The following is a 20,950-nucleotide window of genomic DNA, read 5'->3' as shown; positions in this document are numbered from 1 at the left end:
ATTCATTTATATCCTGTAATGCCTGCTTCGCTTAATAACCGGGATTCTGATCGGCCGTAGGGTCCAGTGCGGTATTACCGTTAAACTCCCTGGGCGGTATAGGCCATAACAGATGCTTCTGCGTCATATTCAGGCCCTCTACGTCTTTAATTACCTGCTGGGCAATACCCAGGCGTTTCAGATCAAACCAGTGTTTTCCTTCCCCTACTGTTTCATAAGCACGTTCCAGCACCACCCTTTTTGCAAAGGCATCGTAACCTGTATAGTCAGTCAGTTTAATATCAATAAGCGGATCTGCGGTATTAACCGGTTTGCCATACGCACGGCGGCGTACCATATTCAGTTTTTCCACCGCATCGGCGGTAGGCCCGTTATTCAGGCCCGCTTCGGCTTCTGCGTAAAACAACAGCAGATCGGCATAGCGGTACAGCGGATAATCGTTATTACCCTGCTGAATGGTAGCCTGCCTGTCGCTGAACTTTTTGCAGAGCACCGTAGTGGGTGAAATGTTTACATCCGCCGCATACCAGGTAAAGCGATAACGCAGATCTGCCCTGTCCCAGTTTTTCATGAACGTATTCAGCGAATCGGCGTAGATAGTACCAAAGCCTCCGGGAGGGAAATTGGTAGTTTTAGTGGCATGCAGATAAGCCAGGTACTGATACCCCTGCCCTGCTACTTTGGAAGAATACTTAAAGTAAAAAATTTCCTCTGAAGTATTATTGGCATCGCGGCCGAACAGCTTTTCAAAATCATCCGCTACACTTACACTTACCAGTGAAAACTTTCTGGAATCAATTACTTCCCAGGCGGCCTTCCTTGCCAGATCATATTTCTTAAGCGTCAGGTATACTTCTGCCAGCGCTGTTTTGGCTGTCCACTTAGAAGCGGTGCCCACCATTCTGGGGTTATCGGGCAGGTTGTTTTCTGCAAACACCAGATCTTCCTGAATGAGGTTGTAAATCACTTCCGGGCTGGACTTTTTTACATTAATAGAATCCAGGTTGTGCTCCGTATGTAAAGGAACACCTGCCCAGTTGCGTACCAGATGAAAATAAAACAGACCCCGCATAAAACGGGCTTCTGCCACATAGCGCAGCTTTTCGGCATCGGTTACCGCAGGTGCCAGTGGCGCTTTCTGTATTACCAGGTTGGCATTGCGGATGCCTTTGTAAAAGTTATTCCAGGTATCGGTAATACGGCCTACGTTGGTATTATCTAACCCATCGTAACTGTTCATGGGTGCAAAGCTGCCCCTGCCATACATATACTCGGTATTAATCTCGTGCTGTATGGTATAAAAGCCACCGAAAGTGCTGAGGTAACGTACCGTTTCATAAATGGCGTTTAAGCCAGACTCTACCTCTATCGGTGTGGTATAAAAGTTTTCCGCGGCAATGGCCTGCGGACGTTCGTCCAGAAATTTAGAGCAGGAACTGAGCAGGAACAGCCCACCGGCCAGTAATGAATATGCAGTTTTCATATATGCTTTCATTAATCGTTATTCAATTTTAAAATCCGCAGCGTAAACCAAAAGTGATGGATTTGCTGGGAGGATATACCGTATAGTCTACGCCCTGTGTACGGGAGTTAGCCGAGCCATAAGCGTTTACTTCCGGATCGTAACCGGAGTATTTGGTAAGCACCAGCAGGTTTTGACCGCTCACATACAATTGCGCCGATTTCAAATGCTTTATTTTCCAGTTTTGTAAAGGCAGCGTATAAGCCAGCATTACGTTTTTCAGCTTTACATAAGAACCATCTTCCACAAAGCGGGTAGAAAAGTTACCGTTGATTTTATTGGATGGCTTAGGGTATTTGGCGTTTGTTTTTTCGCTGGTCCAATGGTTGGTATACACTTCTTCCGGCTGGTTTAAACCAAAGCCCATATCCAGATTGCTGGCTTTGTTCAGGTTAAAAATATCATTACCCTGCGAGCCCTGAAAAAACAGCGTTAACTCAAAGCCTTTGTGTTTCATTACCGAGTTAAGGCCGTAAATAAAATCGGGGTTAGGGTTGCCTATAATACTTCTGTCAGATGCGTTGATGGAGCCGTTCGTGTCTTTGTCTTCATATTTAATCAGCCCGTCATTGGTATAACCAATTTCTTTGTAGCCGTAAAACACAAACACATCCTGCCCTTCGCGCAACAGGTTTACATAATCGTTAATGTTACCGGTAAAAATATTGGTACCATTAATATCCTGGCCTTTATACAGTTTCTCTACCCGGTTGCGGTTAAAGGCTATGTTACCACCTAAATCCCACTTAAAGTTGCGGTTATTGAACACGGTAGCTTCTATACCCAGTTCTATACCGCGGTTGCTGATTTCACCCACGTTTTGTAAAGCGGTTTCATACCCGAAAGAGGTAGGCAGCTGCACTTCGTTTAACAGGTATTTGGTTCTTTTATGGTAGTAATCGGCAGTAATGCGGATGCGGTTATTCAGCAGGCCCGCATCAATACCCATATCCATCTGGTCGGTAACCTCCCAACGCAGCTTTTGCGGATACTGGGCGCGTGGAGCATAACCAATGCTCAGCGCATCTCCAAAGATGACGTTATAAGGCTGCAGAATATTCAGCGACTGGTAGGGGCCTAAAGATGTGTTACCGGTACGGCCGAAAGAAGCTCTCAGCTTTAACTCAGATACCAGTCTGGAATTCTGCAGAAACTTTTCGTTAGACATTCTCCAGGCAATAGCAGCGGAAGGAAAGTTTTCCCAGCGGAACTCTTTGGAGTAAGGCGAAAACCCATCTCTGCGAAAGCTGAACGTAACCAGGTAACGGTTATCATACCCATAGTTCACCCTACCTATGTAGGAAGACAAAGCAGTACGGGTATAGTCGGAAGTAGGAATACCTGCCACATCAGCCGACTGTAAACGCCCTGTATAAATTTCATTACTCAAAAAGCCGGATGCATTACCAGAGCCCATGGCTGTATATCTATCCAGTTGGTTGGCAATACCTGCTACCACATCAATATTGTGTACGCGGCCCAGTTGCTTTTTATAACTGATAATATTTTCGTTTAACAGCGTAGTGGTTTGTGAAGTACCTACACTGGCATCCCCTACTGAATTGAGTGCATACGGCTCGCGGTTTCTGAAATAATCGCTACGGCCATTGCTGTTTACAATGTTACCGGAAATACGTACTTCCAGGTCTTTGGAAGGGCGTATACGCAAATGCAGGTTAGATACAAAATCATCGGACTTACCGTTGTTCTGTACTTCATTTTTGATGGCTACGGGGTTAACAATGGCGTTGGATATAAAAGGATAAACCGTATTTAAACGCAGGTAACGCCCCTGTGCATCGTAAGGCCCCACGGTAGGCGGCGCAAACAACATAGCGCCAAACATATCGCTGCCCCTGTTACCGGTTTGCGAGTTCTGGCTGCTGCGCTCGCTGCGGGTATATACCGCATTGTAGTCAATACTGAATACCTTGCTGATATCATGTTTCAGGTTCAAACGCAGTGAATAGCGGTTATAATCGGAGTTGGGAATAATACCCTGCTGAGAAAATACACCACCCGAGAAATAGAAATACGTTTTATCAGAACCACCGCTTACGCTTACATTGGCATTATACAAAGGAGCGTTACGCAACAGCAGATCCTGCCAGTCGGTACCCTTCATAGTACGGAACGAATCCAGCTGCTGCTGGGAGAAATAAGGCGCCAGGGTAGGGTTATCATTTTTACGCTGCTCGTTATACAAAGAAGCATATTGAAACGGGTTCAGCAGTTTCATTTTTTTAGTAATAGACTGCGTGCTGTATCCCATATCTACCCCCACTTTGGTGGGCTGGTTCTTTTTACCCGTTTTGGTAGTAATCAGTACCACACCATTACCACCGCGCGAACCATACATAGCCGTAGAAGAAGCATCTTTCAGAATCTCCATAGATTCAATATCTGCGTTCTGCAGATAGGTGGGCGTGCTGGGCACACCATCTATTACATATAAAGGTTCATTACCACCATAGATAGAGTTGGCACCGCGGATACGCACACTGATGGGGCTACCCGGTGTACCGTTGTTCTGCATTACCCGTACACCCGGCGCACGGCCGCTCAGCGCCTGCACCACGTTGGTAGTGGGGTAAGAAGTAATATCGGTTGCTTTTACCTGCGATACCGAACCGGTAAGGTCTGACTTACGCATTTTGCCATAGGCCACCACTACCAGATCCTGTGTTTCGGTTTCTTCGGGCGAGAGAATAATATTCAGAAAACCGGTACCGTTTACCGCCACTTCCTTTTGCGTGTAGCCTACATAAGAAACCACCAGTACATCACCGGCATCGGCCTGAATGGTAAAGTTGCCCTCCGCATCTGAATTGGTACCGCGGCCTTTATTTTTTACCTGTATAGATGCACCGGCTAAAGGCCCGTGTTCTGCACCCGTAACCTTACCCTTTACCGTAGCTACCACCGGCATAGCAGCCAGTGTATACAGGGTTGCATTGTCTTTCTGCTGCACTACAATAATATTGCCTGCAATAGCGTATTTAAACGGCTGATCTTTAAAACACAACCGTAACACTTCATCAATAGAAGCATTTTTTACTGTAACACTGGTTCTTTTGGCTTTGGCTAACAACTCCGCATCGAAAAAGAACACATAGCCGGTTTGTTTTTCAATAGCCTCAAACACTTTGGGTAAAGGTTCATTTTTTTCTGCCAGTGTAATAGACTGGCTATTGCCCGTGGCGCTTACCTGCAAACAGGTGGCTAACAGAATAAAGGCAACTAGTTTCATAACAAGCATCGTTTTGAGCATGTACCGCCACCCCGACAGCCGGGGGCCGGACAACAAATTAATTTGCATACATTTGATGTGTTTAGTGTAATAAAAGCACCCCTGAGCAAACGGGAGGCATGAGCAATCGTAAGCGGTTGCAGCAGCACTGAATGTTAGCCGGAGGTGCTCGCTACACTTCCGGTTTTTTCAATACCACATCAAGGCTTATTTAATCAGAATCTTTAGTTTTAGTTATTGGATATAGTAATGGTTCTATTGTTTAATCTGCATTGTACTTTACTTAGTTCCAGGGCTTTCAATACATCAGACAGCGGACTGTTCAACAGAATTTTGCCACCAAACTTTCTGTTGGGTACTCCTCCTTCATACCGCACCTGCACATCGTACCATCGTTCTATCTGCCGCATTACATAAGCCAGTTCGTTATCATCAAACTGCAGGTAATTGTTTTTCCAGGCCACTACCTGGCTAACATTAGCATGCTGTGTAACACGCATACCTCCTTCCTTATTCAACAGCGCCTGCTCGCCCGGCTTCAGCTGACGACGCTCTCCATTATTGTTTACCGCAATTTTTCCTTCCAGTAGTGTGGCAGCTACAGCCGCTTCGTTGTCATACGCCATTACGTTAAACCCGGTACCCAGTACCTGCACCTGCATGGCGCCTGCGTTTACGCGAAAAGGCATGGCTGCATTTTCTGCTATTTCAAAATATGCTTCCCCGGTAAGGGTAACCTCTCTGGTGCCTTTAAAAGCAGTGGGATACTTCAGGCTGCTGGCAGCATTCAGCCACACCTTACTGCCGTCTGGCAACACAATCTGGTATTGCAGGCCGCGTGGTGTAGCAATAGTATTGAATAAGGTAGCCGTGTCTGATGCGCTACCGGCTTTATAAGCCAGCTGACCGTTTGCCAGTTTTATCACCCGCGTGCCTCCCTGTTGTGCCAGCGTGCCGTTACCGGCATTATCCAGCGCAATTACCGAACCATCAGACAGCGTTAACACAGGCCCCTTCTGCTGAACGGATTGTTTACTATCTGCATCCTGCTGCCTTGCCACCGGTTTATTCTGCTGTTTATTGCCGGCCAGCTGGTAAATAGTTACCGATAGCGCCAGCACTACAGCGGCAGCGGCCCACCAGGCTGTATACATTCTTCTGCTTTGGGCAGGTGGTACCAGCTGTGGAACGGCATCTGTAAAAAGTGAGGCGGGAATTTTTTGCCTGGCCTGGGCAGTATCAATGCCGGCCATTTCGTGTAAACCGGCATGCAACTGATTGCCGGAAAGCGCTTCCAGTATGGCCCTGTTCTTTTCAGAAGCATTCAGCCATTCGTCCAGTTCAAGACGTTGCGCCTCAGTTAGTTCGCCCTTCAGATACTGTTGCAGTAACAGGCTTATATTTTCGTTTCGTGCATCCATCGTTAAAATGCGTAGCAATCGCATTAGTAAAACAGGAAAGCACTCCGTTTGTCAAAAGGATTTTTAAACTTTTTTTTAGAACCCCGAAAAAAAGTGATTGAGCCATTGGAAACACAGGCTGGTAAGCGCAACAGGATAGCGTTCCGCCAATGCCAGACGAAGCAGCTGCATGGCCCTGCTACGTTGGGAGGTTACATTAGATACAGAAATACCCATGCGCTCCGCCACTTCCGCCGTGTTGAGCCCATCGCGGTAGGTAAGCAGTACCACTTCCCGGCATTTTTCCGGTAACTGTTCAATTTCATGAAACAAAGCCCCCAGCACATCAGACAAAATTGCTTCCCTGCGGTAAAAAGGATCGTCATCAGCCGCCATACCCTCCAGGGTATCTTCTTCCAGCGCAATTACAGGTGTTACCTTATTCTTGCTGAGCAGATTAATTAACGCATTGCGGGTGGTGGTATAGAGAAAGGATTTAATTTTTGTGAGCGCATCGAAGCGGTTGCGCCGCATCCAGAATTTCACAAACGACTCATTGACAACTTCTTCAATATCCGGCTCGCCAGCCACATACCGCCGGGCAAAATATACCAGCCGGGGATACAATTCATTATATACCACATCAAAGGCTTGCTCCTCCCCATTTGCTATACGGGCAAGCAAATCCCCTTCATCATATGCGCGAATCGTTTTCAGCAGTTTGTTGCGTTTATACTGCTGCAAACTATTGTTTTTTACCAAAAGCAAAAAGTTTTGCGTGGGTTTAAGCCCCCGGCAAAACGTTATCGGCTAACACTCAGAGTAATCGGAGGAGAACTTTCCGTTAATAGCATACAGATTTTCAATGGCTATCACCGTCTGGTCATCCATCTTTAACCAATGTTTCCCATCCTGCTCAAACACACTTTCAATAAATCCGTTGGCCCGGGTTACACCACTGTTTTCATATAAAATGCCTACTTTCTTCTTTTCGTTGTACAGTTCCATTACCAGAGCGTAAAAGCTTTCGCCCGGAGGCAGCGTTTCTCTTTTATCCATAACGTATTATTTAGCCGTATAAAGTTACGCCTTCCCTTTGCAATACACATTACCCGCATGAGACAACACCTGTAGGAAAAAATTAAAGAAACCATAAACCACCACTTTACAATTAGCAATAAACAAATATAATTTTGCGGCGGGGCATAGCTGCTTCCACACTTCATGACAGTAGATAAACCAGCTGATTCAGATTTATGGCTTCAGGTAAAGCAGGGCAACGGGCCTGCATTTAAAAATCTTTTCAACCAATACTGGGAAAAGCTGTATGTGTATGCACATAACCGTTTAAAATCTGAAGCCGATGCACAGGATGTGGTACAGAATGTAATGATTGGGTTATGGACACGTCGGGCTACGGTTACCATTGAAACCACCCTGGCAGCTTATCTGCATGCAGCTGTTCAATACGAAGTATTGAGGCACCTGGCACGCGTATCCAGAATGGCAGAACGCAAAACGGAACTGGAAGCCACCATTCTACCGGAATTTATCGGCTATATAGATCCGCTGCATCTGAAAGAATTACAGGCATTGGCAGAAGATGAAATAAGCCGGTTACCGGAAAAAATGCAACAGGTATACCGCCTGCACCAGCAGGAAAACCTGTCGGTAAAAGAGATAGCCCAGCTACTGAATACCTCAGAACAAACCGTTCGCAATCAGCTGAACACAAGTTATCAGAAGCTACGAAAGCACCTGAAAGAAGCCTTTCTTGCAGCTGCGTTTCTCCAGGGATTTTAACCGCACCAACCTGATAACAATTTGGTAACAATACCGGATAGTTAAACACACCTGCTTTGCACGCATATGGTTGGGAACGTTAATGTTCCGGAGTAATATGAATATAGAAAAGCTGGGAGAAATTGTTGAAAGGTATCTGGCAGGCACAGCAACAGACCAGGAAAAAGAATGGATAGAGAAATGGCTGCACACACGGCCGGAAGATGCACGGCTGCTGAATGCTCCACACCGGGAAGCCACCCGCTCTGCCTTATGGCAATCCATTGCACAAGCCACCCACCAACCATCCGTTTCAGCTGCACCCGCAACAGGCAGATTACACCGCATTACACGGCAACGCTGGTGGCCAGGTTATGCGGCAGCAGCAGTCCTTATTCTTATCTGCGGAAGCCTTTGGTTATACACTATACTACCTACCAAACAAAGTTCGCCTGCACAAACCATTACTGCACTCCGCGGCTCGCATAGAACCACCCGGTTACCGGATAGCACGGTAGCCCATCTTTTCCCGGGCTCCACCCTTACCATTCCGCAGGAGTTTAATGCCAGCGACAGGCGGGTGGCCATAACCGGCAGGGTGTTTTTTGAAGTAAAAACAGATGCTTCCAGGCCATTTTATGTACAGGCCTATCAGCTAAACACACAGGTGCTGGGTACCTCTTTTGAAGTGATGGCGCAGGATAGTTTATATGCTTCTGTAGTAGTACGTACCGGCAAAGTAGGCGTACAATACAATAACCGGCAACCGGTAAGCCTGACCGCCGGCAAACGTTTACTGTATGATGTGCAGCACCAGCGCATTGCTGTTGATGAAGTAAATGCTGCTATGGTTTGCGAATGGTGGAATCATGGAATGGTTTTTAACCAGTCGCCATTAGCAGAAGTAGCGCACTGCCTTTCAAACTGGTACAATATACCTATAGAAATTACCGGTGCTAAATGGAAACAGGAATCTGTGACTATCCGCCTCAAAAACCAGTCACTTACCCAGGCACTGTCGTTGCTGGCTGAAACGCTCGGCTTTCAATATAAACAGGAAAAGAACCGCATCATTATTTATTAACCCTTAAATGCTTATTACCTGCATGATCAAGCCCAACCATTAATGCAATAAAAAACCGGTCTGCGTTATCAGACCGGATTATGCTACGCTGGTATCTCACCACCGGCGCTGCATCAGTAAAACACACAGTCCCACAAAGAGTCTGTAACATTTAATTTCTAAAGTTATGTCAAAAAGGATACTTCGTATCACCTGTTTTTTTATCATCATTATGCTGACTGCCCTGGTTTCTATCCCGGCACAGCAGTTATCTAAGCTTATTCAGCTGCCCCGGAAAGAGATAAAGGGCAAAGAAGTAATTGCGCTTATAGAAAAAGCGGAGCCTGTGCAGTTTACTTTCGGAAAAGAAGTAAGCGCACGGTTAGAGAAGCCGCTGCACTTTACTCATGCCACCCCTTCGGTAAAGGAAGTACTGGAACTGCTGCATAAAACAGCAGGGATTACGTATACTATCAGTAACAGCGGGGCTATAGTGCTAAAGCCTTCCCCCACTCCTGCCGGTGCAGCCAGTCCGTCGGCCACCACGCAGGATGCCGGCCGTATCATAGGAAAAATTATGGATGAAGCTACCGGCGCACCCATTTCAGACGTAAGCATACGCGTAAGAAATACAGGTGCTATCAGCTATGCAGACGGCACCTTCAGCCTCAGCCTGCCCTCCGGCAAATATGAAGCGGAGGTATCTTCTGTTGGTTATGGCTCTAAGCTGATAGCAGACGTTGAAGTAAAAAGCGGTCAGTCTTCTGAGCTAAATGTAACTCTGAAAAGAGACAATAGTACTTTAAGCGGTATAATCATCCGTTCTACGGTGGCTAAGGAATCCATTGCGGCCCTGTACATCCGTCAGAAAAACGAAGCCGGTATTTCCAATGGCATCAGCCGGGAACAGATCTCCGCCCTGCCCGATAAAAATGTGGGCGAAACACTGAAACGTATTTCCGGTGTAAGCACCAACGATAACCGGCGGGTAGTAGTGCGTGGCATAGCAGAACGGTATAACGTGGCTATGCTGGACGGCGCTGTATTGCCCAGTACAGATGTACAGGTGCGTGATTTTGAATTTGACATCATTCCCAGTAACCTGATAGATAATGTAATTGTGGCCAAAACCTCCACACCCGATATGAGCTTTGGTTTTGGTGGAGGTCTGGTACAGGTAAATACCTTTGCCATTCCCAACGAAAATTTCATCACGCTCAGCGCAGGAACCAAATACATTGCAGGCAGCACCGGCAAAGACTTTCTGGGTTATGGCCGTGGCAAAAACGATTATCTGGGTTTTGACGATGGCAGCAGAAACCATTTTCCTGATGCGCTGCTCACCTTTGACGGTAAAAACTATGATCCTGCCAAACCCAACGCTATTCCCTCACCAGGTATAACACCCATTACCCCTGCCATGATAGCGGAACAGAATAAAAAAATAGGAGGTCTGGAACGCATGGGCACCCGTACTTACAAAGCAGCACCGGGACAAAACTATCAGTTTAGCCTGGGGCGCAACTATGCCCTCCGGAACGGTCGTGTGGGGTTTGTGGGCTCATTAAGCTACCGCAATGAGCAGTCCACTGATGCTATACCTCATTTTGAAAGAGGCAACTGGCAAAAGATTGGTAACCCCGCCTATGATGCAGCAACGGGAGAAGAACTGGAGAACACCTATGCCCACCAGTATAACTTCAACACCACCTGGGGCGCGCTGTTTAACCTGGGATGGGAATCGAAGCATCATAAAATTACTTCACGCAACTTCTATTCCCGCGTGTTTAGTAACCAGTTTACCCGCACAGTAGGCTGGGGCAATGAAATAGGCTATGACAGTTTACCGGAAATACGTGAATATGACCGCCCTAAGTTTATAACCATGTTACAGAACCGCATCAATGGTGAACATAACTTCGGCCATTTCCGGTTTGACTGGAACATAGCACGCAATAAACTTACCAACCTGGAAAAAGATGCTATAGAAGCCTGGTTAAAGCCCGTAAACACCCGTAACGGCGTTATATACAACGTAGTACCCAGCTCTGTTACCAACCCTGGCAGCGGCACCTTTAACAGAGCGCAATACCTGTATGAGGAAGTGAATAAAATAGCAGAGGCATCGCTGGGTTATCAAACAAATATACGCGGACAAAAACAGCTGGTAAAAGCAGGCTACCAGTTTATGGAAAAGGAAGGCTTATATGACTGGCTTATTCTGCCCATTGGCACCGTTACCAACAGCAATACTTATGCGCAGGTACCTGTGCAGGAGTGGCAGTCATTCCTGGGCTTTACAGATCCGTTAAAAGACCTGCTTTACTACCCTGCTGCTTTTTCGCGCAACGGCTACAAAGGCAGAAACACCCATCAGGCTATTTACGGTATGCTTGATAACCGCCTTACCAGCTGGCTGCGTGTGGTGTGGGGCATAAGGGCGGAATATTATCAGTACGAAAGGCTGAAAAACGGTACCAACGACCTTGCTATAGATGCACTTATAAAACAGGGAGATCAACTGAAATATGTAGATCCGGCAACCGGCAAGATCATCCCCCCTTTTGCGGCCCCGGAGAACGAGGAAAAAACATGGCGCTATCTGCCTTCCGCAAGCATTACTGCAACCCCATGGAAGGATGTAAATATCCGGGCAGCTTATTCCCAATCTGTGGTACGGCCCTCGCTGATTGAAAACTCCCGGATGATACGCTTTGACCCCGCCATCAGCGCTTACCGCCGCAATGAAGGTGTATTGTCTACCGTAATTGACCATTACGACCTGCGCCTGGAATGGTACCCCAAAGCAGGTGAAGTGTTTACCCTGGGCTATTTTTATAAATATTTTGATAAGCCGGTAGAGCTGTACCGGAACGCCATAGATGCGGGATTTCGGGTATATGTGAACACCGCTAACTCCGAATGGGCCAAAGTACATGGCTGGGAGCTGGATATGCGTAAAAACCTCGGCTTTATAAACTCTGGCTGGCCATTTCTGCAGCATGTATACCTGAGCGGCAACCTTACCTTGCAAAGCTCTACCGTACAGGCCAGTGGCTTTGAAGAAAAATCAATGACAGAAGATAAAAACGGGATCAGGTATGAATACCGCAGCAAAAGAATGATTAAGGAAAAACGCCCTTTGTACGGCCAGGTACCCGTACTGTATAACATAGGATGGCAGTACGAAGGAAAGCGCTTTGGTGCCAATATTGCTTTTAACCATATGGGGTATAAAACCTTTGCCACAGGCATGAGCCCGGATATTGTAGAATACGAGCGGCCCCGCAACCAGCTGGATGCGCAGCTGAGCTATGCTTTTCTAAAAAACAGAAAGCTAAATGTAAGGCTTAACATGAGCAATCTGCTCAACAACCCTTATCGCTTTTACATTAACAGCGCCGCCACCTTTAAACTGCAGAACAAGTGGCAGGGCCTTGCCACTTCTGCTATTACCGCTACAGAATGGGATGATATTTATGAATGGAAAACCGGCTTTTCGCGCAAGTTTGAAGAAGGGAACTATGAACTTTCTGCCGATGGAAAAACCAAAACAAGAATGGGCGACCGGGAAACCTTTGTACGAAAAGTGGGCGCCTCCTTCAGTTTGTCTGTTGCTTATACGTTTTAATTTATCAGATTTTACAAAAGCAAATAATGAAAACAAAAAACATACTTTATACGCTTTTCAACGGCGTGTTGCTGTTAACGCTGGCGGCGTGCAGCAAGCAGGGCACTCTTTTGTATAATGCCAATGTGCTCACCGTTTCTGTAAAAGGTTATAACGGCGACAAAGAACCACTGGAAGTAACAGTAGATACCGTTCAGCTAATGGAATTTAGTAACGGCGCATTTGATGCCAGGCAGGTATATGTGTTCCCCAACGGACAGCAAAACGCCAGATTAACCATCAGAGAAAAAGCAACAGGGAAAGTGGTTATGGAGAAAGACCTGAAAAAAGAAGACACTCCTGTTAGCATCAGCTTTTTCTATATGGATGGCAAGGTAAGCGACATGCCGGAACTACCATCTGTTGAAGAAGGAAAGCTCAAACTCACCTATATGTTTAAGCCCACCATTACGGGCTACACTCAACCGGTAGATATTGTATTGGGTAAATATTATTTTACCCCAAAGGTGTTTGAAGAAATTACGCGGATAAAAAATGTAAAGCCGTATGAATTTACAGCACCTGTAACCTTATCTACCTTTTCTACCGCCAGCCAGCCGTATAACGGACAAAACACATCCGTACTGTTTCTGGTATATGTATATAAAGCCGGCACTAACGAGTTTTACACTCAGGGGTCAGCATATACCTTCAACGCCACTTCCTCAACTGCTCCTAAACCCGCTTCCTCCGCTGCCGCTTCTAAACTATATATATTCAGCGAACTGCCTTCAGGAAGTGTAATGAGGTTTAATAAAGATTTAGAATTATAAAAGAAAACATTCATGAACGCAACCATCCAGTATACAAAAAAAGGGATATGGGTATTACTGCTGTTACTGAGTATTACGGCCTGCAACAAAGAAAACCTGAACCAGCAAAAGGCTATGCAGATTGTGATAAACGGCTATAACGGATCGGACAATGCCCTTCAGGTGTTAGTAGATACAACCGCTTATGGCCTTTGGGTTTCTAACGGCAAACACCTGATTAAACCAGCATCTGTGTTTGAATTCAATATAGTATACACCTACCCTGTTAACCAGCCACCGCAACGCGTAATGCTGCTGGATACTATCACCCAAAAAATAGTTTTCAGCCAGGCTTTGCCCATCGCAGGCACTAAAGCCATCTTCAACTATCTGTATGTTGGTGGAAAGGAGTTAGCAGTACCTGCACCGGCTACCGGCACTGCTGCTAACCCACTGGGCTTTTACATTAGTTACACAGATAATGATGAGCCGTTTGACATATCTCTTTACAGGATAGACAACAACTCCGGACAGGAATATCGTACCTGGCTGGCTAAAAATGTAAAACCCAATACCTGGATACAGATAGACTATACTGCTGATACAGCATTTGACAGCAACAACGAACTGAGCAATGCGAGTATTTGTTTTACCAAACCCGGCACCACCGATCAGTGGGCCTTCCGGGATAATGAAAGCTCCAGCAAACGATCCGTTGGAGGCATGGGCTTTCCGAAAGCCGGAGAAACAGGCGTAACATTATCCTGGTTTCTGAAGCCAGGAGACTGGACACTGGAAACCAGCCGGCTGTTCTTTCACCCCGACAGAAACTGATAGAATAATCAGCTATTAAAAAACAAACAGCTGTCTGTGGTTGACTGCAGACAGCTGTTTTCACGCCGGAGAACCGGTGCCTGTATAAAAAGTATCGGAAGGTGTTAACCTAACGGCATACCTCGTTTGGAAATTCCCTGATACTGAACCCGCAAATTACTAATACTGACGGACGCCCAACTGTTGCCTCCGGAAACATTCCCAGTGAAATAAGGGGTGCGCTTAATTCTCTCCTATAACAGAATACTGGAGCTGTTAAATCTGTTTTTATTCCGGAGCACCCTCTGGTTAATGATACAGATTACGTAAGCTCCACCATAAAACGAAAGACTTATTTCCTTCATTGGAAATTCATCCTCCAGAAAAGCCCCGGTAGCTCTATCTCTCAAACGGGCAATATACTGCAGCAACTCCCCCGCTTTATCTACTACAGGCAAGGTCAGTTCTGCCTCTGTCATTTGGCCCCTGGCAAAAGCAGGAAAGGTATAAAACTCATCATAATCACCTGTGGCCGCATTGAATCTGAACAGGCAAAGATCCACCTCCACTCCAGCTGGCTGCAGGCTGGTGACCTGATTAAAAAAGCGCACCTTGCAGGAGTCTCCATGTACCGTGCTTGCTTCTCCCATAAACCCTCTGATTCCCAACTCTTCACTACAGGCAATACGAAATGCAAGCTTTTGGTTGGCCGGTATGCTCACCACCGTATCCAGTAATACCTCTTTTGTATCATGCCTGGTAAAGGCCACGGTGCCCGTATCTCCGGCTGTTACAATCATCATGGGGGAGATGCCTGCTGTACCGCCCGGAAAAACGCTATCCAGCAATACACCTTTAAAATAAATATCCATAATAGGGGTATTGGGCAGCGCCAGCGACTCAACCTGCAGCGCACCGTTTGTTTTGCCGGTTATCAGGTCGCCTTTTTTACAGGAGGGTAGTACGGCGACAAAGAATACCAGCAGTATTGCACAGATAAATATATTTCGCATAAAAGAACGATATAAGTTTTTAAAAACGATAAGAGAAAGATATAGAGTAAGTTCTGCCGGGGCGACCACTGTAATCAACAACATCTACGCCCTTTTTATATAACATCTGGCTTAAAGGAGGCACCCCCTCACCGTCATACCTGTTGCCATAAGCCAGCGCAGCACTGTTGAGCAGGTTAGATATATTTAATTTTATTTCTCCTTTCCGCTTCAGTACACGCACCGCTATCTGCGCATCCAGCGCTGTAAGTGGGCGCTCGAAAATAGACCGCGTATACACTTCTTCCAAACGCAGCAAACGGTTGCTTACATAATTGTAGCTAAGGCTTAGCGATACAGGTTTGGTATCATAATACGCACCTGCATTTAACATATAGTTACTGGCACCTGCCTGCGGCCGCTTTTCTTTGGGCAGTACTGTTTCTACAGGCGTAACCTTCAGCGGATCATCAGGATTAAGCAGATTATAGTTGATGACCATGGGCGTTACTTCACTGGCCAGAAAAGTACCGTTTGTATATACAGTAAGGTTTTTAACCACAGGCCACTGAGTAAAAGCCAGCGATTTTCTCAGCTCTACTTCAATACCCTTATTAGTAGCCGCCTTGTTATTTCTCAGATAAAAAGTACGCTGATCGGGTATTTTGTAAATCTCCATGGGGTAACGGATATCTTTATAGAAAAGCGACAGCGACAATACCTCACCCGGGCCAGGATACCACTCATACCTTACATCGTAATGATGCATAATGGTAGAGCGCACCAGATTAGAACCATAAGACCCACCCAGTTCAAAATCATATTCCTGGAAGAAAGACATTTCACGCAGGTCGGGCCGTACAATGCTTTTAGCGTAGGCCGCACGCAGGTTCATCTGCTCTGTAAGTTTATAGGTAAGGTTGGCAGATGGGAATAAATTCCAGTTAGGCTCACGGCTGTTAATATCACTGTAGTCAAAACTGTTATTACCTCCCCGGCCTCTATTGATTTCCTTAAATAAAGAATCCAGCAACGCATTTGCGCTGTTCAGGTTGTAATATTCAGCCCGCAGGCCCCATACCAGCCTCAGCTTGCCCAGGCGCTGATCCAGCATAGCGTATCCGGCGTGTAGAGAAGCGGTGCGATGGAAGTCATCCCCAAAGGGACTAAAATAGATTTCTCCTTGTTTATTATTGTCAAACGCAGTGGATAAAGGAGCAAAATAAGTCATATCATATTTGGAACCGGTATTGAGTACATAAAAAAACCTGCTCTTATGCCAACCGGTATAGCCTGTTTTAATGGTATTGGTCAGTGTTTTATTGCCCAGCTGCAGGGAAACAGGAACCGACACATCACTACTCCAGGTGTAATTATTTTCCGTTGCTTTTGTCCACCAGCGCAAGGCACCCGCAGAAATACCACTGCTGAAAGGAGCCTGAATATTCAGTTCCTCTACATTGTTCACATCTACCTTCTGCAACATACTGGCTTTGAACTGGTGGTTATCCGGGCGCTCGCGGTTAAGCAGAATATAGCTACCCATCCAGTTCAGCCTGACTCCCTTTTTACCAATAGCATGCTCGCCTTTCAGCTGGCTTTGCAGCATGCGCGTTTGCTGTGTAAGATCATAATATCCTACATAAAACCCGGAAGGGTCCTGATGATCTCCTGAACCCAGTATCAGCTGCTGATCCAGCAATTGCAGGTACAATCCCTGCAGTTCTATCTTAGCGGTGGGTCCGCTGTACCCCGCTCCCAGCAAGCCCGATAGATTACTGGTAAGTCCATAACGGCGACCACCGAAATTGGCCAGATCTTCGCCTTCCACAAACGCACCGTTAAACCCATCTCTGCTCATCAGCACTTCCTGCGTTTGAAAGGTATTACGAAGGCCTGTGGCACCTGTTATGCCCAGCTTATGCCTGCTACTTAATTGCATTACTTTACCGAACGACAGTTCGCCGTTACGCGATAATGGTGCATTCATACGATACAGGCCCCAGTTATTGCTGAACAGCTTTGCCGATTTTCCGGCTCCCTCAAAGGCATTCACCACATCAGAAGCATACTTCCAGTCGGTTCTGCCCAGCAATGCCCGGTTCTTTCCCGCCAGCCCCCAGTACTCCCTTCCTTCCAGCTGCTGGCTGATGAAAGGTTTTCCGGTAGTTAAATCATTATAACTGCTGCCAGCTGTTACGGTTAAAAAGTTGCTGGTGGGAATGGACCGGGTAGTTACTGACAACAGCCCGCCCCCAAACTCCGCACTGAGATCGGGCGTCAGCGTTTTATATACAATCATACTCTCTACCAGATGCGCCGGTATAATATCATAAGAAAACTGTTTTCTGTTCAGCTCGGTGCTGGGCATGAGCTGATTGTTAAGCATGGAGCCATTATACCGCTCGCTTAGCCCACGCACTACCACATACCTGTTATCCAGCGTACTTACGCCGCTTACACGCTTCAACACCTCGCCCAGGTGTTTATCCGGCGTACGGGCTATTTGTTCAGCACTGATGCCATCCGTTACCCCTGCTGCATTTTTCTGCTTTACATACAAAGCTTCCGCACTTTCTTTACGGGCAGAAGTTTTTACTACAATGCCCTCCAGCTGCCCCTTTGCCCGCCGCAGACTTATGTTCAGTTGTTGCACCGCATCAGCAGTAACCTGAATATCCGTTACCTGCTTGGTGCCGTAACCCAGCGAAGTAACATCTGCCTTATAGTGATTACCCGGCAACAGCGTGAATGTATAAGCGCCATCTACATCAGTAATAATTGCCTGATCACCTATACGCACTGTGGCACCCAGTAGTGGCTCGCCACTCTCTTCATCTACTATTGTACCAGCCACCTTTCCATTCGCCGTTGTTTTCGGTTTTCGTTTTACAATAATAATATTACCATCAACGGAAAAAGCATAGCCGGTGTTTTTAAGCGCTGCAGTTAACAGCTCTCTGGCCGTAACCTGTTTCAGGTGCAATGTTACACGGGTTTCATCGTTTACTTCCTGGCGGGCATAGTTAATAAGATAACCGGTGCCAGCTTCTATTTTAGCAAACACCTGTTTCAGCGGCGCGTTTGTAAAATCAGCATCCAGCTTTGTTTCCTGCTGTCTGGCCCGGCCTTCCGGCAATAACAGCAGGCAGCAGATACCTGCCAGCAGCGCACGGGATAATGCGCGCAGATTCCCCTTCCCTTTCACAGAGTTTTTTTGCATACTTTTGTTCATTCCTGAGTTTATTTTTCTGATAAGGATCATCCTGGTGAGAACAGGATGGTCTTTTTTTATGGATATATTCTGATAACAGAATCTTTAATGGAATAATGGAAATCGCCCATTTTACTCAGCACCCGCAACATATCATCCGGCGTACGATGCACAAAGCCTGCTTTAAAACGCTTGTGTTTTAAAGCTTCATCCGTAATAATATATTTCATACCATAACTATTGGCCAGCACTTCTGCAATAGCTTCCAGTGTATCATCTTCAAAAAACAATTCATTATTTACCCAGCCGCTGATAGCCCTGCTATCACAGCGCATCTGCTGCATGGATTGTCGATGTTTATCATACACAGCTTTACCCATTGCTGCCAGTACTAATGAGGTATCGCCAGATGCCTGCAACGCCACCCTGCCCGTTTTTACGGCCACGGTTATGGTAGTATCCCGCAGTCTGTTGCGCACCATGAAAGATGTGCCTAACACTTTAACGTGCAGGTTGGCGGTATATACTATAAATGGGTGTTTTGTATTGGGATGTATATCCAGAAATACTTCGCCCGCAACCAGCTTCACCCGCCGTTCAGCACCGGTAAAAGCAACGGGAAACTGCAGTACCGAACCACCATCCAGGTATACAACAGAGCTATCTGGTAATAATACGCGATGCCTTTCTCCTTGTTGGGTAGTAATAGTAGTCCACGCAATAGTTGCCGGTTTACGAAATTCAGCCAGGCTCCACCACAGTATGCCGCCCGCCAGTAACAGAACAAAGCAGGCAGCCCTCGCCCATCCGCTACGCCACCACGCGGCCAGAGATATTTCACTGGCACCGGCAGCAGACCGGGAAGTGATATGTTGTTGAATATTTGTTAGCATCAACTGCTCTACATAACTATATTCTGCCTCATCAGCAACCGGCTTCTGATCAGTTACCTCAAATGCTTCATACCATTGCAGCAGCACGGCTTCTTCCGAAGGTGTACATGCACCACGCGCCTGTTTTTCCAGTAGTTCCTGAAACAGTTTTTCATCCATATACCCTTACCACACGCAGGTAGGTGTTGTATACTATGCCATAACAATTTGGTAACAGGAATAGCACGCACCCAGAAGGGAAATAAAAGATTCGCGTATCAACATAGAACGTATGCGGGCCAGTGCCGCAGATATCTGGTTACGCACGGTTTGTGGGGAAAGCTGAAGTGCTTCGGCTATAGCAAGGGCGCTGAGGCCTTCTTCCCGGCTCATGCGATACACCATTTGCATAGCTGTGGGCATTTGCTGCACCTCTTTCTCCACCAAACGTTCCAGCTCGTCTGCTTCCAGTATGCCGGGCAAAGTAACATCGGCCAGTAATTGCCAGGAGGCTTCCAGTGCAGTTTTGTATTTTTCCTGTACAGCAGCGGAACGATAGTAGTTGAATACCCTGTTGCGCAATGCGCCATACAGGTATTCTTTTACAGAAGCACCCTCACGGGCAGGTATTCCATTTTTCCAAACGGCAATAAATAATTCCTGCACCATATCCTGTGCCTGGGCTTTATCGCCTGTTTTGGCATAAGCAGTTTCGTATAACTCATACCAGCAGGCCGTATACAAAGCTTTAAAACCCGCTTCGTCGCCTTTATGCAGTTGCTGGTAAGCAGTAATATTTATAACGCTGGCTGACATGTCTGCTGCAAATGTAGAGCAGCGTATACGCCAGCCAGGGTTATAAAATTGTTAAGCGCCGTTAGTTGGTATAAGTAAGCTTCTGTTTCTGACGATAGATAACCGGTTGATTATATTGTATAGCGGGATTCCAGTCAGGGCTGTTTTTGATAACGTTTAAAGCATGCTGATCCAGTACCTGGTATCCGGAACTTTCGTCTATAGCCACCTCTGTTACATGCCCCTCTTTATTCACCAGAAAGCTTACAACCACTGCCCCTCCAATTTCTCCTTTCTGGAATGCTTTAGGCTGCTTTCTACCCAGCTGCTCTCCCAGGTACCTGCCCCAGCCTTTATCACCACCGGGAAAGCTGGCCTGCTGCATAAAAATAAAATCCGGTATCACCTTTCCTGTAGAATCCCAGCCTTCTACCGAAGTAAAATCACCTGCATTATTATAATGTGCCAGTGCCATTAATGCACCGTTTTTATAGTAGTGATACTGAAGCTTTCTGCGGCCGTTTTTATAAATAGTGGAATCGCTCGTTGCACCGGATTCATAATAACTCCGGCTTACACCATCTACCAATCCTTTTATAGTATCGGCCCATGGTTCATCATAATCAAGCCGGTTGCCGGCATATTTGTAAGCATACATATGCCAGGTACCGTCTGCATTCTTCACCAGCTTTTGAATGGTGGTGATGGAATCGTTACCCGTAGCCCGCCGGCCGTTGGCCCTGTAACGGTAAACAGTATCTTTTTGTGCAAAACCCGCGCTGGCGAAAAAAAGCAGCATCCATACCAGTAGCAGCCTCATCATAT

General features: G+C 46.5%; 15 protein-coding genes. 5 read left to right on the top strand and 10 right to left on the bottom strand.

Translation table 11 applies throughout. The features are described from left to right. Positions 1-31: 31 nt before the first annotated feature. The 5 genes from IEY13_RS03205 to IEY13_RS03185 form a co-directional block, all read right to left on the bottom strand. Entirely contained in the window at positions 32-1,483 is a 1,452-nt protein-coding gene (locus tag IEY13_RS03205) for a RagB/SusD family nutrient uptake outer membrane protein (RefSeq protein WP_188950509.1), read from the bottom strand. 28 nt (positions 1,484-1,511) lie between these two features. After that, on the bottom strand, positions 1,512-4,772 hold the full coding sequence (locus IEY13_RS03200) for a TonB-dependent receptor (RefSeq protein ID WP_188950508.1): 3,261 nt from the start codon (positions 4,770-4,772) through the stop codon (positions 1,512-1,514). Positions 4,773-5,002: 230 nt separating this feature from the next. Beyond that, complete coding sequence (locus tag IEY13_RS03195) at positions 5,003-6,211, bottom strand: FecR family protein (protein ID WP_188950507.1); 1,209 nt, start codon at positions 6,209-6,211, stop codon at positions 5,003-5,005. Between the two features lie 57 nt (positions 6,212-6,268). Beyond that, on the bottom strand, positions 6,269-6,916 hold the full coding sequence (locus tag IEY13_RS03190; RefSeq protein WP_188950506.1) for an RNA polymerase sigma factor: 648 nt from the start codon (positions 6,914-6,916) through the stop codon (positions 6,269-6,271). A 66-nt stretch (positions 6,917-6,982) separates the two neighbouring features. After that, positions 6,983-7,231 carry a hypothetical protein gene (locus IEY13_RS03185; protein WP_188950505.1) on the bottom strand — a complete coding sequence of 83 codons (249 nt, stop codon included), beginning with the start codon at positions 7,229-7,231 and terminating at the stop codon, positions 6,983-6,985. A gap of 165 nt (positions 7,232-7,396) precedes the next feature. Between IEY13_RS03185 and IEY13_RS03180 the strand changes: the two genes are divergently transcribed. The 5 genes from IEY13_RS03180 (at position 7,397) to IEY13_RS03160 (ending at position 14,273) form a co-directional block, all read left to right on the top strand. Next, positions 7,397-7,975: an RNA polymerase sigma factor gene (locus tag IEY13_RS03180; RefSeq protein ID WP_188950504.1), complete on the top strand. Its 579-nt coding sequence runs from the start codon at positions 7,397-7,399 to the stop codon at positions 7,973-7,975. A gap of 97 nt (positions 7,976-8,072) precedes the next feature. Further along, entirely contained in the window at positions 8,073-9,038 is a 966-nt protein-coding gene (locus IEY13_RS03175; protein ID WP_188950503.1) for a FecR family protein, read from the top strand. 166 nt (positions 9,039-9,204) lie between these two features. Then, on the top strand, positions 9,205-12,648 hold the full coding sequence (locus IEY13_RS03170; RefSeq protein WP_229687699.1) for a TonB-dependent receptor: 3,444 nt from the start codon (positions 9,205-9,207) through the stop codon (positions 12,646-12,648). Positions 12,649-12,674: 26 nt separating this feature from the next. Then, positions 12,675-13,460 carry a hypothetical protein gene (locus IEY13_RS03165; protein ID WP_188950502.1) on the top strand — a complete coding sequence of 262 codons (786 nt, stop codon included), beginning with the start codon at positions 12,675-12,677 and terminating at the stop codon, positions 13,458-13,460. A gap of 12 nt (positions 13,461-13,472) precedes the next feature. Continuing rightward, positions 13,473-14,273: a hypothetical protein gene (locus tag IEY13_RS03160; RefSeq protein ID WP_188950501.1), complete on the top strand. Its 801-nt coding sequence runs from the start codon at positions 13,473-13,475 to the stop codon at positions 14,271-14,273. Positions 14,274-14,506: 233 nt separating this feature from the next. Here the strand turns inward: IEY13_RS03160 and IEY13_RS03155 are convergent, their stop codons facing one another. The 5 genes from IEY13_RS03155 to IEY13_RS03135 all read right to left on the bottom strand — a co-directional run bounded on the left by IEY13_RS03155 (position 14,507) and on the right by IEY13_RS03135 (position 20,948). After that, the gene (locus IEY13_RS03155) at positions 14,507-15,265 is read right to left on the bottom strand and encodes a DUF4397 domain-containing protein (RefSeq protein WP_188950500.1); all 759 of its coding nucleotides are present in this window, start codon (positions 15,263-15,265) and stop codon (positions 14,507-14,509) included. 19 nt (positions 15,266-15,284) lie between these two features. After that, positions 15,285-18,467, bottom strand: a complete 3,183-nt coding sequence (locus IEY13_RS03150; RefSeq protein WP_188950499.1) for a TonB-dependent receptor — start codon at positions 18,465-18,467, stop codon at positions 15,285-15,287. A 68-nt stretch (positions 18,468-18,535) separates the two neighbouring features. Next, positions 18,536-19,510 carry a FecR family protein gene (locus IEY13_RS03145; RefSeq protein ID WP_188950498.1) on the bottom strand — a complete coding sequence of 325 codons (975 nt, stop codon included), beginning with the start codon at positions 19,508-19,510 and terminating at the stop codon, positions 18,536-18,538. Positions 19,511-19,543: 33 nt separating this feature from the next. After that, the gene (locus tag IEY13_RS03140; protein WP_188950497.1) at positions 19,544-20,146 is read right to left on the bottom strand and encodes a sigma-70 family RNA polymerase sigma factor; all 603 of its coding nucleotides are present in this window, start codon (positions 20,144-20,146) and stop codon (positions 19,544-19,546) included. Between the two features lie 61 nt (positions 20,147-20,207). Next, positions 20,208-20,948 carry an energy transducer TonB gene (locus IEY13_RS03135; RefSeq protein ID WP_188950496.1) on the bottom strand — a complete coding sequence of 247 codons (741 nt, stop codon included), beginning with the start codon at positions 20,946-20,948 and terminating at the stop codon, positions 20,208-20,210. Positions 20,949-20,950 lie beyond the last annotated feature (2 nt).

It is taken from the genome of Filimonas zeae (assembly GCF_014641615.1).
GTDB lineage: Bacteria > Bacteroidota > Bacteroidia > Chitinophagales > Chitinophagaceae > Filimonas > Filimonas zeae.
Note: the sequence above shows the minus strand (reverse complement) of the source record. Positions and strands in the feature narration are given on the sequence as shown.

Bases quoted from the DNA above. Each gene is read 5' to 3' on its own strand.
- IEY13_RS03205 (WP_188950509.1), bottom strand. From the start codon at position 1,483: ATGAAAACTGCATATTCATTACTGGCCGGTGGGCTGTTCCTGCTCAGT.
- IEY13_RS03200 (WP_188950508.1), bottom strand. From the start codon at position 4,772: ATGAAACTAGTTGCCTTTATTCTGTTAGCCACCTGTTTGCAGGTAAGC.
- IEY13_RS03185 (WP_188950505.1), bottom strand. From the start codon at position 7,231: ATGGATAAAAGAGAAACGCTGCCTCCGGGCGAAAGCTTTTACGCTCTG.
- IEY13_RS03180 (WP_188950504.1), top strand. From the start codon at position 7,397: ATGACAGTAGATAAACCAGCTGATTCAGATTTATGGCTTCAGGTAAAG.
- IEY13_RS03175 (WP_188950503.1), top strand. From the start codon at position 8,073: ATGAATATAGAAAAGCTGGGAGAAATTGTTGAAAGGTATCTGGCAGGC.
- IEY13_RS03170 (WP_229687699.1), top strand. From the start codon at position 9,205: ATGTCAAAAAGGATACTTCGTATCACCTGTTTTTTTATCATCATTATG.
- IEY13_RS03165 (WP_188950502.1), top strand. From the start codon at position 12,675: ATGAAAACAAAAAACATACTTTATACGCTTTTCAACGGCGTGTTGCTG.
- IEY13_RS03160 (WP_188950501.1), top strand. From the start codon at position 13,473: ATGAACGCAACCATCCAGTATACAAAAAAAGGGATATGGGTATTACTG.
- IEY13_RS03155 (WP_188950500.1), bottom strand. From the start codon at position 15,265: ATGCGAAATATATTTATCTGTGCAATACTGCTGGTATTCTTTGTCGCC.
- IEY13_RS03150 (WP_188950499.1), bottom strand. From the start codon at position 18,467: ATGCAAAAAAACTCTGTGAAAGGGAAGGGGAATCTGCGCGCATTATCC.
- IEY13_RS03145 (WP_188950498.1), bottom strand. From the start codon at position 19,510: ATGGATGAAAAACTGTTTCAGGAACTACTGGAAAAACAGGCGCGTGGT.
- IEY13_RS03140 (WP_188950497.1), bottom strand. From the start codon at position 20,146: ATGTCAGCCAGCGTTATAAATATTACTGCTTACCAGCAACTGCATAAA.
- IEY13_RS03135 (WP_188950496.1), bottom strand. From the start codon at position 20,948: ATGATGAGGCTGCTACTGGTATGGATGCTGCTTTTTTTCGCCAGCGCG.